Origin of the sequence: Labrenzia sp. THAF35 (genome assembly GCF_009363595.1) — a bacterium.
Classification (GTDB): Bacteria; Pseudomonadota; Alphaproteobacteria; order Rhizobiales; family Stappiaceae; genus Roseibium; species Roseibium algicola.
Genome location: NZ_CP045380.1, coordinates 880,368 through 896,585 on the forward strand (window position 1 = coordinate 880,368; position 16,218 = coordinate 896,585).

Annotated in this window: 14 protein-coding genes and 1 tRNA gene; 7 read left to right on the plus strand and 8 right to left on the minus strand. The window is 54.5% G+C overall.

Annotated elements, in window-relative coordinates; all coding sequences use genetic code 11:
* Nucleotides 1–246 precede the first annotated feature (246 nt).
* A complete protein-coding gene (locus FIU93_RS04075; protein ID WP_152504887.1) occupies nucleotides 247–1,803 on the minus strand; it encodes a cryptochrome/photolyase family protein in 1,557 nt (518 codons plus the stop codon).
* A gap of 310 nt (nucleotides 1,804–2,113) precedes the next feature.
* On the opposite strand from FIU93_RS04075, the gene FIU93_RS04080 reads away from it, so the two are divergent.
* The 5 genes from FIU93_RS04080 (at nucleotide 2,114) to FIU93_RS04100 (ending at nucleotide 6,329) form a co-directional block, all read left to right on the plus strand.
* Nucleotides 2,114–2,190: transfer RNA gene (locus FIU93_RS04080), tRNA-Arg, on the plus strand.
* A gap of 185 nt (nucleotides 2,191–2,375) precedes the next feature.
* Nucleotides 2,376–3,134, plus strand: coding sequence for a helix-turn-helix domain-containing protein (locus FIU93_RS04085; protein WP_152504888.1), 759 nt, complete (start codon nucleotides 2,376–2,378; stop codon nucleotides 3,132–3,134).
* 125 nt (nucleotides 3,135–3,259) lie between these two features.
* Nucleotides 3,260–3,592, plus strand: coding sequence for a plasmid mobilization relaxosome protein MobC (gene mobC, locus FIU93_RS04090; protein WP_152504889.1), 333 nt, complete (start codon nucleotides 3,260–3,262; stop codon nucleotides 3,590–3,592).
* The gene (locus tag FIU93_RS04095; protein WP_152504890.1) at nucleotides 3,582–5,207 is read left to right on the plus strand and encodes a relaxase/mobilization nuclease domain-containing protein; all 1,626 of its coding nucleotides are present in this window, start codon (nucleotides 3,582–3,584) and stop codon (nucleotides 5,205–5,207) included. Before mobC ends, FIU93_RS04095 begins: the two co-directional genes overlap by 11 nt.
* Before the next feature lie 342 nt (nucleotides 5,208–5,549).
* A complete protein-coding gene (locus FIU93_RS04100) occupies nucleotides 5,550–6,329 on the plus strand; it encodes a DNA adenine methylase (protein WP_286202402.1) in 780 nt (259 codons plus the stop codon).
* Here FIU93_RS04100 and FIU93_RS04105 read toward each other — a convergent pair whose 3' ends face one another.
* The 3 genes from FIU93_RS04105 to FIU93_RS04115 form a co-directional block, all read right to left on the minus strand.
* The gene (locus FIU93_RS04105) at nucleotides 6,330–7,406 is read right to left on the minus strand and encodes a hypothetical protein (RefSeq protein ID WP_152504892.1); all 1,077 of its coding nucleotides are present in this window, start codon (nucleotides 7,404–7,406) and stop codon (nucleotides 6,330–6,332) included.
* Nucleotides 7,396–8,544 (minus strand): ParB N-terminal domain-containing protein, encoded by a 1,149-nt coding sequence (locus tag FIU93_RS04110; RefSeq protein ID WP_152504893.1) that lies wholly within the window; start codon nucleotides 8,542–8,544, stop codon nucleotides 7,396–7,398. The genes FIU93_RS04105 and FIU93_RS04110 overlap by 11 nt, the downstream gene beginning before the upstream one ends.
* A gap of 120 nt (nucleotides 8,545–8,664) precedes the next feature.
* Nucleotides 8,665–9,582 carry an Arc family DNA-binding protein gene (locus FIU93_RS04115; protein ID WP_152504894.1) on the minus strand — a complete coding sequence of 306 codons (918 nt, stop codon included), beginning with the start codon at nucleotides 9,580–9,582 and terminating at the stop codon, nucleotides 8,665–8,667.
* Between the two features lie 518 nt (nucleotides 9,583–10,100).
* On the opposite strand from FIU93_RS04115, the gene FIU93_RS04120 reads away from it, so the two are divergent.
* Complete coding sequence (locus FIU93_RS04120; RefSeq protein WP_152504895.1) at nucleotides 10,101–11,213, plus strand: tyrosine-type recombinase/integrase; 1,113 nt, start codon at nucleotides 10,101–10,103, stop codon at nucleotides 11,211–11,213.
* Between the two features lie 356 nt (nucleotides 11,214–11,569).
* On the opposite strand, the gene FIU93_RS04125 is transcribed toward FIU93_RS04120, so the two are convergent.
* The 3 genes from FIU93_RS04125 to FIU93_RS31310 are packed head-to-tail and all read right to left on the minus strand — an operon-like array spanning nucleotide 11,570 to nucleotide 14,104.
* Nucleotides 11,570–12,808, minus strand: coding sequence for a saccharopine dehydrogenase family protein (locus FIU93_RS04125; protein WP_075283753.1), 1,239 nt, complete (start codon nucleotides 12,806–12,808; stop codon nucleotides 11,570–11,572).
* 49 nt (nucleotides 12,809–12,857) lie between these two features.
* On the minus strand, nucleotides 12,858–13,955 hold the full coding sequence (locus tag FIU93_RS04130) for a carboxynorspermidine decarboxylase (RefSeq protein WP_152504896.1): 1,098 nt from the start codon (nucleotides 13,953–13,955) through the stop codon (nucleotides 12,858–12,860).
* Nucleotides 13,952–14,104 (minus strand): hypothetical protein, encoded by a 153-nt coding sequence (locus FIU93_RS31310; RefSeq protein WP_158514224.1) that lies wholly within the window; start codon nucleotides 14,102–14,104, stop codon nucleotides 13,952–13,954. The genes FIU93_RS04130 and FIU93_RS31310 overlap by 4 nt, the downstream gene beginning before the upstream one ends.
* Before the next feature lie 242 nt (nucleotides 14,105–14,346).
* On the opposite strand from FIU93_RS31310, the gene FIU93_RS31660 reads away from it, so the two are divergent.
* Nucleotides 14,347–14,469 (plus strand): hypothetical protein, encoded by a 123-nt coding sequence (locus FIU93_RS31660; protein ID WP_022999159.1) that lies wholly within the window; start codon nucleotides 14,347–14,349, stop codon nucleotides 14,467–14,469.
* 95 nt (nucleotides 14,470–14,564) lie between these two features.
* Here the strand turns inward: FIU93_RS31660 and FIU93_RS04135 are convergent, their stop codons facing one another.
* Entirely contained in the window at nucleotides 14,565–16,217 is a 1,653-nt protein-coding gene (locus tag FIU93_RS04135) for an ABC transporter ATP-binding protein (protein ID WP_022999160.1), read from the minus strand.
* Nucleotide 16,218: the final 1 nt, after the last annotated feature.

The following is a 16,218-nucleotide window of genomic DNA, read 5'->3' on the forward strand; positions in this document are numbered from 1 at the left end:
ATGACTCAGTATGAATAACGATCAGTCGCATTACAGTGAATCAAAAAATAAAATATTTTACGGTAATGACAATCGAGAAAGATGCCGCTAGAGTTGCCGCCGTGGTCGATGGGGCCACGTGCACAGTAACTTTATTCGCGCAGTCTAACGGCTGCGCGTTTTTTTTGTAACATTCCTCATCCCGCCGTAACCGGCTCGAAACTGCCCTCGATAGCCTCTGCTTTTGCTTACGCGGACGCGCCAGTTTCAGACCTCCTCCCCCTCAAACAGACGTTTCAGGAAGTCCGCAGCACTTTCCTTGAGTAACTGCTGTTTTTCCGGCCCCATCCTGTGCCAGGACGCGTAAGGCTGACCGAGCCGCGGATTGCCCTTGAGCACCTCCTTGTTGCGGTCCAGAAAGTCCCAGTAAAGCGCATTGAACGGACAGGCCTTTGGCCCCGTCTTCTGCTTCACGTCATAAGAGCATGCGCCGCAATAGTCCGACATCCGGTCGATATAGTTGCCGCTCGATACATAGGGTTTGGAGCCGAGGAGCCCGCCGTCGGCGAACTGGCTCATGCCAATGGTGTTGGGCGCTTCCACCCATTCATAGGCGTCGGCATAGACCATCAGATACCATTCATGCACTTCCTTCGGCCTGACGCCCGCCAGCAGGGCGAAATTGCCTGTCACCATCAGTCTTTGAATGTGGTGGGCATAGGCTTCTTCCAAGGTCTGTCCGATCACTTCCGACAGGCAGCGCATGCGTGTTTGTCCGGTCCAGTAGAAATCGGGCAACGGACGGTCGGCGCCAAGTGCGTTGCTGTCGACATAGTCCGGCATCTTCAGCCAGTAGATGCCGCGCACATATTCCCGCCAGCCAAGGATCTGCCGGATGAACCCTTCGGCGGCATTGAGCGGAACCTTGTCCGCTTTCCATGCCTCTTCCACCTTCCGGCACAACACCTTGGCATCCAGCAGGCCGGCATTCAGATAGGCCGACAGCACCGAGTGGAACAGAAACTTCCGGCCACTCAGCATGGCATCCTGATATGTTCCGAAATCGGCCAGCATGTCGGCCAGGAAGTGCTCACAGGCCTCTTCCGCGTCCTTGCGGGTCACTGCGAACCAGAATGGCTCAAGATCGCCTATGTGCCCGGAAAATCGACTGGCGACCAGGTCCAGCACCTCTCGCGTGATTGCGTCCGGCTTAAAGCGTTTCGGCTCTGGCATGAACAGGTCCGGCTGCGCGGGCTTGCGATTGTCCGCATCATAGTTCCATTTGCCCCCCGCAGGCTTGTCACCCTCCATCAGCAGGCCGGTGGAACGGCGCATCTCGCGGTAGAAATATTCCATGCGCAATTGCTTGCGTCCGTTCGCCCATGCCCGAAAATCCGCCACCGTTGAGAAGAACCGCGTGTCGGTAAGGATCTCCACCGGCAGGCTGAAAGCGTCGGACCAGGAGCGCATGTCCTCCAAGACCCGCCACTCGCCGGGTTCGGTAACCACCAGCCGCTGTGGCCGCAGACGTTCGCAGGCCCGCCTCACCTCGCCCTTGAAGCTGCCGCTGTTGGCAGGGTCATCCAGCTTGACGTAATCCACCGTCCAGCCGGCTTCCTTCAGCTCTTCGGCGAAGTGGCGCATGGCGGAAAACAGGAAGGCAATCTTCTTCTTGTGATGGCGCACATAAGTGGCCTCCACCATCACCTCGACCATCAGCACCCTGTCGTGAGCCGGATCGGCCCGCTTCAGGCTGGACAGGTCAAGGCTCAGCTGGTCTCCCAGCACAAGTACAAGCGAACGGCAGTGGTTGGTCTCGGTCATGGGGCTCTGTTTTATCCGGTCCTGGCCTTCCTACGCACAAACCCCGCCGCCCTATCACCTCTACGGCCATTTTTTCCTCGCGCTCCCGGATCAAACGCTACCCGCCCTACTCTGTCCGGCCAGTTTCTCCCTGACCAGCCAGGCTCGAGCACCCAAAAACCACCGGCAGCTGCGCAGATAACCAAGCGTTCATCCAGCCCCGACAACCCCGCCGATATCTTGTCCAAAATTTCAGAAAGCGATTGCCCCGGATCGCCGGATCTTGTATCAGACCCCTCTATCCGCCGCGCAGCCCTTGCGCGCACGAAGAGCACCCGTAGCTCAGCTGGATAGAGCGCTGCCCTCCGAAGGCAGAGGTCACAGGTTCGAATCCTGTCGGGTGCGCCAAAAATCCCCACAATTTCAGTAAGTTACAGAAATCACTCAAAAGGCGATGCTCAGACACTGCAAATTTTTGCAGGTGTTTTCCGGCGATTTTCGAGTTGTGCTCGTACAAATCCCGTACAGCTCTTCTCTGAGGTTCGCAGTGGCATGCGCACGCTCAATGCCAGCCTTCCGGCAAGGAGGCACGCATGAGCGAGCGCCGTCCGTTCCGGGAAGTGAAGCTTCAGTGGCTGCGTCTGCTGAGCTGTGATGCCAATATCAACGACAATGCCAAGTGCGTTGCACTCTATATCGTGACCGCACATGTGAACGGCCACACCGAGAAGGCGTGGCCGTCCTACAAGACCATTGCCGAAGCAACCGGCAAGAGTGTCAAATCCATCCAGCGTGCCATCCGCGATCTGGAAGAAGGAGGCTGGCTTGGCGTTCAACGCGGGAATGGCGTCGGGCACAATACGGAGTATTGCCCTACCGACGCCTCGATCTTAAAGGCCTCTGAGCTCAGAGAAAAGACGGACAAATCTGTCCCCCTTACCCCGCCTGAAGGCGGACAGATCTGTCCCGAAAGGCGGTCAGATATGTCCGGCAAAGGCGGTCAAATCTGTCCACCAAACTTAGAGAAAGAAATAAATAAAAAACCTAACGCGCGCGAGGCGCACGCGAAGGCGGCTCCGCGCCGTTCCATTCCAGTCGTCGTTCTTCCAACAGCCCAGACCAGACAACTCGATGAATGGAACGCCTGGCTCGCCGAGAAGACCCTGCCCGACCTAGCGCGGTTCAATCTCGCAACCAGCGTGAACGGCTCGTCCGGATACCAGCTTCCCGGTCGTTGGCCACCGGAAGATGGCTCGGACAAAGAGCAGGACTGCCTGTCGTATTTCCTGAACAGACTGCCCGCGATTTCGCACCAAGCAGCTTCTCAGACGGCCTATAGGCAAGCGGCATGAGTGCGGCGGATCTGACAAGAGCAAGGCGACCCGTGTCATACGACACAGGACCTTGCGAGGGGCGGCAGGCCTCCCCTTCGAACCCCTCCGGACCGCAAACGGCCCGTCTCGCCGAGACGGTTGTTATGCGCTGTACGACGGAGGAAAAGAGACATCTCAAGCGCCGCGCCGCCGCGGACAAAATCTCCGTCTCGGAGCTGTTGCGCGGAGCGTTAGGGCAGATCAAGGCCCCTCGCCGCCGCGCCACGCCGCAGGTCGATCCGCAGCTTGTGACGGCGCTCAGCCGCATCGGCACGAACCTGAACCAGATCGCCCGCGCCGTGAACTCCGCCCAGGCCGCTGGCGACATGCGTCAGCTCGACGGCCTGCAACTGCTCGCTGAGCTGATCGGCATCGAACGCCAGATATCGGCCCTCCTTGCCAGCCACACACGGCAGGACGCAGATCATGCTGATTAAGCTGTTCCGCAGTGGCAAGGGCGGCGGCGCGGCACCGGTCGATTATCTGATCGCCTCTCATGTGCTCGCCTACGACGGCAATCGCGATCTCATCCGCGACGATGCTGGCGTCCCGCTGATGAAGAGCCGCGATCCGTTGCCGGAGGTCTTGGCGGGCGACCCGGATCACACCCGTGCCCTGATCGATGCTTGCCCACACACCTGGACGTACCGGGCGGGTGTGATCAGCTTCGACAAAGACGACGATCCGACGGAAGAGCAGCAGCAGGCCGTCATGGACACCTTCGACGAGCTTGCCTTTGCCGGTCTGGACCGCGACCAGGTCGACATGCTCTGGGTCCGGCACAGCCATGAGGGCCGCGTCGAACTGCATTTCTGCACCCCTCGCATGGAGCTCACGTCAGGCAAAAGCCTGAACATCGCCCCGCCGGGCTACCAGAAGGCGATGGATAGCCTGCGTGACATGCTCAACAAGGAGCATGGCTGGGCGGACCCGCAAGATCCAGCCAGGTCACAGGACATCAAGCAGCTTCCGGAAAAGAAGCTTCGGGCCCAGGGCCGCGAGGACATCCAGAACTGGCTGGAAGACCTGATCGTCGCCGGCCGAATCTCATCCCGGCCGGACATAGTTGCCGCGCTCGAGGGCGCCGGCTTCGAACTGCCCCGCCAGGGCAAAACCTATCTCACAGTCAAAGACCCGGACAGCGACACCCGCTGGCGGCTCAAGGGAGACATTTTCCATGCAGATTGGACCAGAGAGAAGACCGCTCAGAGAGCGGCTGAGCGAGAACATCGAGCAGATGCACCAGGATCAGAACGCCTCGCTGCTCGAAGCCTTTCAGACTTCCGAGACGAATATCGAGCGCATGTTGAAAAGCGCAGGCTCTACAATCAGCAACGATATCCGCTCGTCGCAGGAGAAGCTGAGCGAGACCTTAGAAAGGCACTTGAAAGCGAGCGAGGAACAGCTCTTTCAGCTGACAACGAGCTTGGAGCAGAACGCGAGGTTGGCCGACAAGAACCGCCTCTTGAAACTGTCGGCGGCGGTCCTGATCTCGGCCGCGTTGACGCTCGGCGGAGTACTATTCCTGGAGAACTACTTGAGAGGGGCACTGATCGCCTCAGCATTCAATCAAGCAACCTACTCGGAATTTCCGGTCCTGATCTTCAACACCAAAACCGGCACCTATCAACGCTGCCAGCGCACACCGGAACAGTTCGTCTGCCAGGAAACGAAGTAGAGCCCCATGACAGACACCAATCTCCCGTCACCGAACCCGCCATCCCACCAACCCCTGACGCCGCTCGAGCGCGGGTTGCTGAGCTTGGTCGAACGCTTGACCAACGCCTTCGAACATTCGACCGCTCAGCTGGAGCACTTGGAAAGGCGCTCGACCGGCTTGCTGGAAGAACGGCTGACCGAGCTCGAGGCGTTGCTCGACAAGTCCATCAGTTCGCAACGGGCCTTCAACGAGGCCTTGCTCGAGTTGCTCAGTGCGCCGGAGTCGTCATGACCGCCAGTGGAAGAACTAATGGCCCTATAGAGAAATCGACTCAATTCCCAGACAAAAAAACCTTCCGGCAGGCCTCTAAGAAACTCTCGTTAGATCGATAGTTCTTTTCACATAAACGTTTTTCATCAAAATTATTTCGTATAGCCCTCTTCACCTCACCATTAATATACGCCCTTTCTTCCATCATCCCCGATATTACTTTACTCTAATCTTGAGATATTTCAGAAAAATCATGTGAAAGTTTCAAAAAAGTTACATTCTCTAATGACATTTATGCAAACAATGCTGTAAATGTTCATTGTGAACTGTCTTAGGAAACGGACTTAAAGCGAGCGTTGGGAAATTTGCTAGACGATTTACAGAGTGTCGATTTGGATCAGTATCCAAGGATTCGAACCGTAGATTACCTATCTCCGTTTCGGTATCCCGGCGGGAAAAGCTTTTTGACTGGCTACCTAGCCTCAATTGCAAAGCAACTTCCAACGACAAGAGATACTCATTATCTGGAACCATACTGCGGTGGGGCTGGGGCTGCTCTTGGCCTTTTGGCGCAAAATGCCGTATCAAAAATCCATTTGAACGATCGGGACATTCGTGTTTACAGCGCCTGGAAGGCAATAATAGATGAGACACAGCGATTTATCGAAACACTCGATAGTGTACCAGTAACAATCGAAACTTGGAGAAAATGCCGCGATTTGGTCGAGGCTTCCTCGGAGAAGTATTCGTTTGAACTTGGTTTCGCGACTTTCTTCATCAATCGAACAAGTCGAGCAGGAATTGTTTTAGGATCGGGCCCAATTGGTGGCTATAAACAGCAGGGTCACTGGAAAATTGACGCACGATATTATGGCCAGACAATTAAGAAACGTCTCAATTGGATAGGTCAACACTCCAATCGCATTGAACTTTCAAATGATGACGGCATTGATTTCCTGAACAGAAAGTCTAAAGAATTAGAAAATCTCTCTACACTGTATTTTATTGATCCTCCTTATGTAAAAGCTGGAGGCCGCTTATACCTAAATACAATGACGGACAGCGAGCATCGTAAACTTTCAGATATACTGAAGACAAACAAGTGTAGAAACTGGATATTAACATACGACGATCACCCGTTGATACGAGAGCTTTACCAAGACCGCAGAATGAGAAAATTACATGTAAATTACAGCCTTCGGAAAACCCGGAAAGAAGCTGAACTCATTGTCGACGCCCTCTAATCAATCAAGATACGGAAATCGATATTCCCTTCCATTCACTGTTATTGCGAGCTCCTTCACAATTTTTCTAGTTCTAGATACTAGCTGTCGCCTAAGTGTCGTTAGAAAGGGCACAGCTTCAGCAACTGGTTGCCTGCTGGCGATAATTGCGAGATTTCTATAAATGGCGTCTATTGGCAGGTAGCGGCACTGCGCATCTCTGCAGTCTTGAGCTTCTGCTTCTTGAGACTTGAAAGGTATTGCTAGAATTCCAGCAAACGTAAGATGCGGCACATTAATGAAAAAACCTAGGAGGCGATTAACTTGCGCAGGCCCGACAATTTTGTTACGTCGTGCTGACCGTTGCAGCGTGGCTCCAAGTAGAGAACATGTCGCATCTGGTCCAACTTGACCGTTTACAGTCGAAATCCCGAATGCATCGACACCACCATCGTTAACGCCAACCTGATTTGCTTGTAATTGCTCCGCCGTTCTGACGAGTCCTGTGCCTATAAAATCTCGAACGCGCACTAACTGCTTCAAGAAAGTTCTTTGGCTTCTGGATCTACCATTCCACCAAACAACGCCTTCGTTGTCAGCAGCCAACGCAAGCGTACATACTAACTCGAATATTGGCTCAAATAATCTAGAGAATTTTGCCTTATCTTCCTTCGTAATTTGAGCCACATTGTTGTCCTGGAGTACAGAAAATACTGCCATCGCAACCACAGCCACACAAGAAATAGAAATGTCTTCGACAGGCTTTAACTCAACTATGGGACCGTCGGCATATTTTAAACTAAATGGGTATGCCTGCCCTAACGATTGGGCACGCCTCTCAAGAAAACTGGATACGAGTGCCGAAAATTTCTCTTTTGCTAAATTGTGTGCCGCAAATTCTTCATTTTCTAAAAACTCCTGCTCCTCTTCTAAATCGAAGCGTCCTGGGTTGGCGATGAGTTCACCCGAAAGTAAATCTAGGTCTAGTTGCGCGTCATCGATCAAACCAATGCCGTTTACAGCTGCAGTTAATTCAATCACTAACGCTGCAATTTCAACTTGATCGAAACTAGATATGGGTGATAGTTCAATATTCATCTGAAGACTTCAACAAAATTGAAATATGATTGTATGTTCTCTTAAGATTGTCGGCGCGCTCTACGGAATCTTGAACATCCCTTTCCAACAACCTTGATTGGATATCTGAGAGATCATTCATAAGAGACTTGGCCTGGGTTTCGGCCTTGATCAATCTGTCTCGCCAAGCATCCACATCGAGACCAGCTTTGGTTGATGCGTGCTCAAGACTACCAGTTGCGATCAGCGTTTCAGTAGCGGCTCTATGAGCCAATACTTTTTGAAGCTTGGGTCTATCGGTGCCCTGAGCCTGTATCACCCTCTCGACGTCCTTTGTGCCGAATAGCCACCCGATTAAGTATTTTAGTTGAGATCTATTTTCTGCACTTACCGGATTCGGCTTAATATTATCGGCACGTAGCGGATTTGGCCCCCAACCTAGAAACTCTCTGGTCGCGGGGTTCGGCATCATTGTGTATAGATGCGAGAAGTCAAATGACTTACCTTCGATTTGTTCAGTTTCTATAATGTTTTCATTTATTGCCTGCTCGAGAACCTCAAAACCAACAAGCATTCTTAACATCGAAGTCGTTGTATCACCCAGTGCATCCGTAACCGATTTTAGAGCTGCGTCTGGGTCCTTGGATTGCTTAACTAGACGCTCGAACATATCAGATGCGAATTTCGCCTTTGGCAATGAACCCCAACTTGTTGGACCATTAACGTGCTTGAAGCCAATAAACGCATCCGCATCTCTGCGGTCGTCAACTACGACAATCTCTATTTCATTTAATTCATCACGGATCTCTTTATCGAGAGTAGGCACCCTTGATCTTAGCCTGGCCTCTAGAATCTCAGGGTCTCTGAGAGTTTGGATAGCTGCAAGTCTTCGATTACCTTCGATGACAGTGTAAGTGTCTTCCGCCTCGCCTTTAATGCACACCATTGGCTCGAGCTCCAGCCAACCTTGAGAGCTAATCGAATCCCATAGCTCTCTCAAATTTGCTCTTTCTACCAGCATCGAAAGAGCTTCATTCGGGTCATCGACTTCTTTCAATCCAAATCGTGGATTTTCTAAGTCTAGAAACAGATTCTCGACCTTTACAGGGAGACGTTTGTAAGAGAGCTTCTTAGTTGGTTTAGCTTTGGTGTCGGCCATTCTGCCCTCGATTAATCAATACGGCTTCTTCTGAAACCAGCAAATCATTGCCGGTACAAGTATCGAGCTAGCTCTGAAAGGTCTAGGGAGAGCTACCTATTAAGGAATTGGTATAAAGCTTTATATTGCGTTTCCGTTCGAGACTTGCGCCACGTTTCCTCCTAAAATCTCGTCACGCTCATTGCGTAAATCGTCATTCATATCGAGAATGCGATACACCCTTTTGCATAGCTCTTGATAGCCAGCCCAATAACCGTAGTCATTTGCCTGGTTTTCAAAGCTGGACGGTTGCCACCAATCTGAGAACCAAGAAGATGCACGAGCCTGCTTGACTGCAAGAAGCGGATTTAGGTCGCCATGAATTAGCTGAACAAACGGTTCCGGCTCCAAGAGATATCCTGCAAAGTCTATTTGCTTATGATCCAAACTCAGCTTTCTGCACGTGTTAGAAAAACTGGCTTGATCATATTCGCCCGAGCCGCCCACCACTTCGCTGAGATTCAACGTCGTTTTGAAAATTTTGCAGTCGAACCCATCATGCATCGTAACAATCGCTACGTTGCCTTCCCTGGCCGTACTTCTGATAAATGCAATTTTCTTCGGGCTTAGCTTCGCCAGTGTCTCCGCCAATTCCGCACCATAAGAGCCCAAGGCATGCACTTCAAAAGGATGCCCCTCGCCGTGCTTGAGCCAATCTGTCCGAACATTCAGATATTTGGCGACTCGGTCGGAAAGCTCAAAAGGTGGATAGGCGCTCCCTCCAAAGACTCGTTCTAATTGCTCCGCCGTCTCTTCCGAAACAGCCTCAGCGACTTTCGAAACCGATATTTTCGCGTCGCCTGCGTCATTGATCTGCGCAAGGGCCCATTTGTACCTAGCAGAAACGCTGGACAAAAACGTCTCTTCTAACCGGGCAACGATTTCGGCGTTCATGGAACGGTTGCTGAGTTTCGCTGCCTCGGCGATCTGATCGCGCATGCCATTCGGCAGGCGAACGACAAATTGATCTTTATCCTTGGCTTTGGTCTGGCTCGTCATGGCCTGTTGATACTCACAAAGTGCTATGCAGAAAATACTAGCATAATGGTATTATCTTAGCATATGGTGCGCCTACTGATAGCATAATGGTACTATTTCGGAGCGTATCAAATGAGTAAACAAAACTGGCCAAGGGTCCTCGTGCGCCTGCCTGTTGAGACCAAGCAATTTTTGGAGATTGAAACCCAGAAGAACGCTTCCTCGTTGAACAGCGAAATCGTGCGATGCATCAGGCATCGAATGGAGGAGCTGGCCTGCGCATCCCGTCATGCGCCTAGTTCGCCTCAGGCTGGTCGATAGACGGTCGTCCTTGTGATTGAATCGACAACTCTTCCCAAGGCTTTGACCGAGGCAAAAACGGCCGTGGAATGGGTGTCCATCTTCGCTGAGAAGGGCATTCGGATTTCCGCTCGCCAGTTGACGGCCAAGGCCCGCAGATTGGGCGCATTTTACACATGCACTCGCCCCATGCTGCTTCACCCCGATCACATCGAACTTATTCTCAGTCAGATAGAGCAATGCCCCTCGAACTCATCAAGCGCAAAGACTCCGATGTATGGCACATCCGCGGACGTATCGACGAGATCCCGGACTGTAAGTACATCCGTAAGAGCACGGGAAAGACTCGAAAAGCTGATGCAGAAACGTACCTAGCCTGGTTCAAGCAACAGCAATTCAGAGCCTATTTCGCGTCGGACCTACCCGAAGAAGAAAGGCCATTTCTCTTTTCCGACGCCGTTGAGCTCTACACCCCGACGCCGGAATACGCCGGCTACCTTCTGAAGCTCATGCCCTACCTGGAGAACAAACCGGTCAATGAAATCACACCCAAAATGGTGCGCGACCTGGGACCTACAATCTCGCCAGGTAACTCGACGAGCACATGGCGCAAGCAGGTTATTGGGCCGGTTCGCGCGGTAATCAATAACGCGCATGACCTTGGGAAGTGCCAGCCTATAAAGATCACGGGTTACTCGAACATCGAAAGCGACAAACAGGACATTCTGCGCGGTAAACAAAGCAATGTCGAAAAGGTGCCCGGAGATTGGCTCTGGATATTTTTATTCAAAGAGCACAGCGATTTGCGTTTTGGCCTGATGGCGCAGTTCATGTTCGAGACTGCAGCGAGGATTAGCCAAACACTGGCACTCACACCAGATCATTTGAACCTCGAGAACCATCGCGTAAAAATACCGTCTGCGAAGGGCTATGGCGAAACTCAGGTTACGTTGTCTGAAGAGCTGACGAAAGAGTTGGCCAAGCTGAAGCCGCGCCGTCCGAGAAAATCTGGTGACCCAAACCAGAAGCGCCCACTGCTCGTGTTTGGCTACGCCTCGCGTAGCAGCATCTACAAGCCTTGGAAACGCATTTGCGATGCTGCGGGAATAGACCGCCGCATGCCTCATGCGGCGGGCCGACACGGTTTTGCTACGGAAATGCTTAATCGACGCGGGATCGACCCTCACACAGTGGCAAAGCTGGGCCGTTGGAAAGACGTGAAGTTGCTCTTCGATACATACGGTCACTCGGAGGACGAAGAGCAGAAGATTATGGAAGCTCTTCGTACAGGACGCGTACAGGCCTTGCAGCAGATGCTTGATAATGCATTGATTTTAAAGAAAGAATCTTAAAATGATGACTACCCTCCGAAGGCAGAGGTCACAGGTTCGAATCCTGTCGGGTGCGCCAATTTTCCTGACTTTCAGTATCGTAATCTGCCATTGGGCATTGGCTCGCTGCGATGGGCGTTTTTGCGTTTCTGTGAACACCCTTCCCGACCAGATTTTCAAAGCGACCAAATCGGGCGCTCAGATGATCGGCTTGGGCAGGCAGGCTGGCTGGCTGAAGGTTATTTGCGAAAGAACGGATTACTGTTCGTGGGCGAAGCCTGAGGGCACTATGCAGCCCGTTTGCGGTTGACTGAAACGCAAACAGCCCCGGTGGTAACCGGGGCTGCGCAGGTTGATCAGTTGGAAAAGGCCTGGACCTAGAACTCCAGGGCGCGGTCGCCGTTGGCGTCCTTGATGCGGGTCGGCAGGCCGATGCGGTTGAGGATGCCGAGGAAGGGATGCGGCGGCAGTTCTTCCACGTTGGCCATCTTCTTCACGTCCCATTCGCCGGTGGCGATCAGCATGGCGGCCGCGACCGGCGGAACGCCGGCAGTGTAGGAAATGCCCTGGCTGCCGACTTCCTCATAGGCTTCCTTGTGGTCGGCCACATTGTAGATGAACACCTCGTGCTCCTTGCCGTCCTTGGTGCCTTTCACGAAATCACCGATGCAGGTCTTGCCGGTGTATTCAGGCGCCAGCGAAGACGGATCCGGCAGACACGCCTTGACCACCTTCAGCGGTACGACTTCCAGTCCTTCCGCCGTCTTGACCGGTTGCTCGGACAGGAGGCCGATGTTCTTCAGAACGGTGAAGACGTTGATGTAGTGCTCGCCGAAGCCCATCCAGAACCGGACGTCCGCACCGTCCATGTTCTTTGCCAGGGAATGCACTTCGTCGTGGCCGCACAGATAGGCCATGCGCTTGCCGACCACCGGCAGGTCATATTCCTTGCCGATCTCGAACATCTTGTTTTCCTGCCACTTGCCCTGCTGCCAGGAATAGACCGTGCCGGTGAACTCCCGGAAGTTGATCTCCGGATCAAAGTTTGTGGCGAAATAGCGCTGGTGGCTGCCGGCGTTGATGTCGACGATATCGACCTCGGTCACCTTGTCGAGATAGTCGTCCTTGGCAAGGCGGGCATAGGCGTTGACGACGCCCGGGTCGAAACCGGCGCCCAGAATGGCGGTGACGCCCTTGGCCGCGCACTCCTCGGCCCGTTTCCATTCGTAGTTGCCATACCAGGGCGGGGTCTCGCAGATCTTGCCCGGCTCTTCGTGAATGGCCGTGTCGATATAGGCCGCTCCCGTCTCCAGACAGGCGCTGAGGACGGACATGTTCAGGAAGGCGGTGCCGACATTGATGACGATCTGCGCACCGGTTTTGCGGATCAGCGCGCTGGTGGCGGCAATGTCCAGAGCGTTGAGTTCGTGTCCTTCCAGAACACCCGGCTGCTTCAGCGCCTTCTTGGCATGCACGGTTGCGATGATGTCGTCGCATTTGGATTTGGTGCGCGAGGCGATATGTATATCGCCGAGAACATCATTGTTCTGAGCGCACTTATGCGCCACCACCTGAGCGACACCTCCGGCGCCGATGATGAGAACAGTCTTTTTCATTTGATAAAGATACCTTCCTTGGACCTTGGGGGTGTTCGGGGTTCAAGTCTCAAGACAGACTTTGCTCGTAGTCCTGGTACGAAAACTCACGAGCAACGTGGACTGTTCCGTCCACTTCCTTGACCGCAATCGCGGGCATTTTCACGCCATTAAACCAGTTTTTCTTGACCATCGTGTAACCCGCCGCATCCTGAATGGAAACCCGGTCACCGGTCTTGAGTTCGGCAGGGAAGTTGAACTCGCCGAATATGTCGCCGGCAAGGCAGGACTTGCCACAGATCATGTAGCTGTGCGGCCCTTCGTTGGGGGTCACCTTCGCGGTCTCGCGGTAAATCAGCAGATCGAGCATATGAGCTTCGATGGACGCATCGACGATTGCCAGGTTCTTGCCGTTGAAGAGCGTGTCCAGCACCGTTGTCTCCAGTGTGGTCGACCGGGTGATCGAGGCTTCGCCCGGTTCCAGGTAGACCTGAACGCCGTATTTTTCGGCGAAGGTCTTGAGGCGGTCGGCGAAGAGGTCGAGTGGGTAGTCGTCTCCCGTGAAATGGATACCGCCCCCAAGGCTCACCCATTGCGCTCGGCTCAAAAGCCCGCCGAACTTTTCCTCGATATCGCCAAGCATGCGGTCGAACAGCGCAAAATCGGCATTTTCGCAGTTGTTGTGGATCATGAAACCGCTGATCCGGTCCATGACCTTTTCAATCTTGGCGACGTCCCATTCTCCGAGGCGGGAGAAAGGCCGGGCCGGGTCGGCAAGGTCGAAACTGGAGGAGCTGACCATCGGGTTGAGGCGCAGCCCGCGCACGATGCCTGCGGATTTGTCCGCGAACCGTTCCAGCTGGCTGATGGAATTGAAGATGATCTTGTCGGCATGGGAGATCACTTCATCGATCTCGTAGTCGGCATAGGCCACGGAATAGGCGTGGGTTTCCTTGCCGAAGCGCTCATGCCCCAGCCGGACTTCGTTCAGCGAAGACGAAGTGGTGCCGTCCATGTACTCGCGCATGAAGTCGAATACACACCAGGTCGCAAAGCACTTGAGCGCCAGCAGGGCCTTTGCGCCAGACCGCTCTCGAACGTAGGCGATCTTCTCCATGTTGCGGAGCAGCTTCGCCTTGTCGATCAGATAGTAGGGTGTCTCGATCATCTGGTTCCGTCGCCATCGTTGCCTGCGACCGGTTCGGGCCGCGCGGACAGGTGATTGGGAGCGATTTCCGGTTGCCCGGTTGTCCGGACCGGCCGGTTCGCCACAAGGCGTTCCAGCTTCGCTGTCGGCGTGACGGATACCGTCTCCATGCAGGACCTTGCAAGGGCCCGAGGCGTCTTTCTTGCTACAGCCGGTCAGCCGGCTGAACCGCAATCTCCCGGTTTATCCGAACTGCTATGCTTTACGTGAATGGAACGCAGAACAGTTATGCAAAAATAGGAGGGAGATTCGTGCTTTCACTCATTGAAATCTTAACTTTCCTCCCGTATTTGTCCGGCAGATCAAATATTCACCAGCCCGCTCAAGAGTTGGGCAAATTCTGGAGGTCGGCATGACCCGGGACGATCTCATTCGCGAATACAAGGCACAGAGCGGCTCCTGGCCGGCGCTTGTCGGCGTTTACGCCGTTATCGTGGGTGCGATGGCTCTTTCCGGCTACCTGATGGTCGGCTGATCCCGCACGCCTGACGAAAAGTCGGCAGAGTTTCAATCACCCCCGGAGCGATCTCCGGGGGTGATTGCATTTTGAGGCAGGCAAACCGCCTGCGATCAAACGTCGGCGGCTTCGCCAATGGCATCGGTGCCGCGCTCTTCCAGAAGCGTCGTCAGCCAGTTCGGGTCCATTTCGGGAACCGAAGACAGAAGCAGATCCGTGTAGGGATGATGCGGCGGCGTGAACATCTCGTCCTTCGGCCCCTGCTCCACCACCTTGCCACGCTGCATCACCACAACCTCGTCCGCGATGGAGCGCACCGTCGCCAGGTCATGGGTAATGAACATGTAGGCCAGGTTGAACTCCTGCTGCAGCCGATCGAGCAGCTTCAGGATACCTTCCGCCACGAGCTGGTCGAGCGCGCTCGTCACCTCGTCGCAGATGATGAAGGCCGGATCGGCCGCCAGGGCCCTGGCAATGCCCACACGCTGTTTCTGGCCGCCGGAAAGCTCCGGCGGATAACGATTGTAGAATTTTGACGGGTCCAGCTCGATCAGGTCCAAAAGCTCGTCGACACGGTTTTTCAGTTTCGCACCGTGCAGCCCGCCATAGAACTGGGCAGGCCGGCCGATGATCTCGCTGATCCTGATCTTCGGGTTCAGTGCGGTATCGGCCATCTGGTAGATCATCTGCGCCTGGCGAAGCTGATCCTTGCTGCGGTCCTGATAGCGCGGCGGCAACGGCTCGCCCTTGAACAGGATCTGCCCCTTGGTAGGTGGCAAAAGACCGGTGATACAGCGCGCAGTCGTTGACTTGCCGGAACCGGATTCGCCGACAACCGCAACCGTCATGCCCGGATAGATGTCGAAGGAGACATCGTCCAGCACCTTGGTCTTGCCGTAGGCCGCATCAATTCCCTGCACGGAAACGATCGGAATGGCACCTGCCTCGGTCGGCCGCTGCTTCTGCGGCCGCTGGAAGCTGCGGACGGCCCAAAGGCTCTTGGTGTAATCCTCCTTGGGAGACCCGAGCATCTGCTCGGTCGGCGCCTCTTCGACTTCCTCGCCCTTGAGCAGCACCTTGATGGTGTCGGCCATCTGCGCCACCACCGCCAGGTCGTGCGTGATGTAGATCGCCGCGGTGTTGAACTGATCGACAATGTCCCGGATTGCCGCCAGAACCTCGATCTGCGTGGTCACGTCCAGCGCGGTGGTCGGCTCATCGAAGATGATGAGATCCGGCCGGCACGCCATGGCCATGGCGGTCATCGCACGCTGCAGCTGGCCGCCAGAGACCTGGTGGGGATAGCGGAAGCCGATTTCGTTCGGGTTGGGAAGGCGCAGCCGTTCGTAAAGCTCCATGGCGTCTTCCTGCGCCTCGACCCGCTTTTGAATGCGGTACTGGATCGGCGCTTCCGTGTGCTGGTCGATAATCCGGTGTGCCGGATTGAACGAGGCAGCAGCCGACTGGGCGACATAGGCGATGCGCGATCCGCGCAATGCCCGGAGATCGCTCTCCGGCGTCGTCGTCAGTTCCATGCCGTCGAACTCGATCGAGCCGCCGGAAATCCGGCAGCCGTCGCGGGCAAAGCCCATGGAGGCGAGGCCGATGGTCGATTTGCCGGCACCCGATTCTCCGATCAGCCCCAACACTTCCCCCTTGTGCAGGGTAAGATTGACGCCGTGAACGATCTCGACCCATTTTTCGTCCGAGTACCCCTCGATCCGGAGATCGGTGACCCGAAGCAGTACGTCTTTTTTCGGCACCATT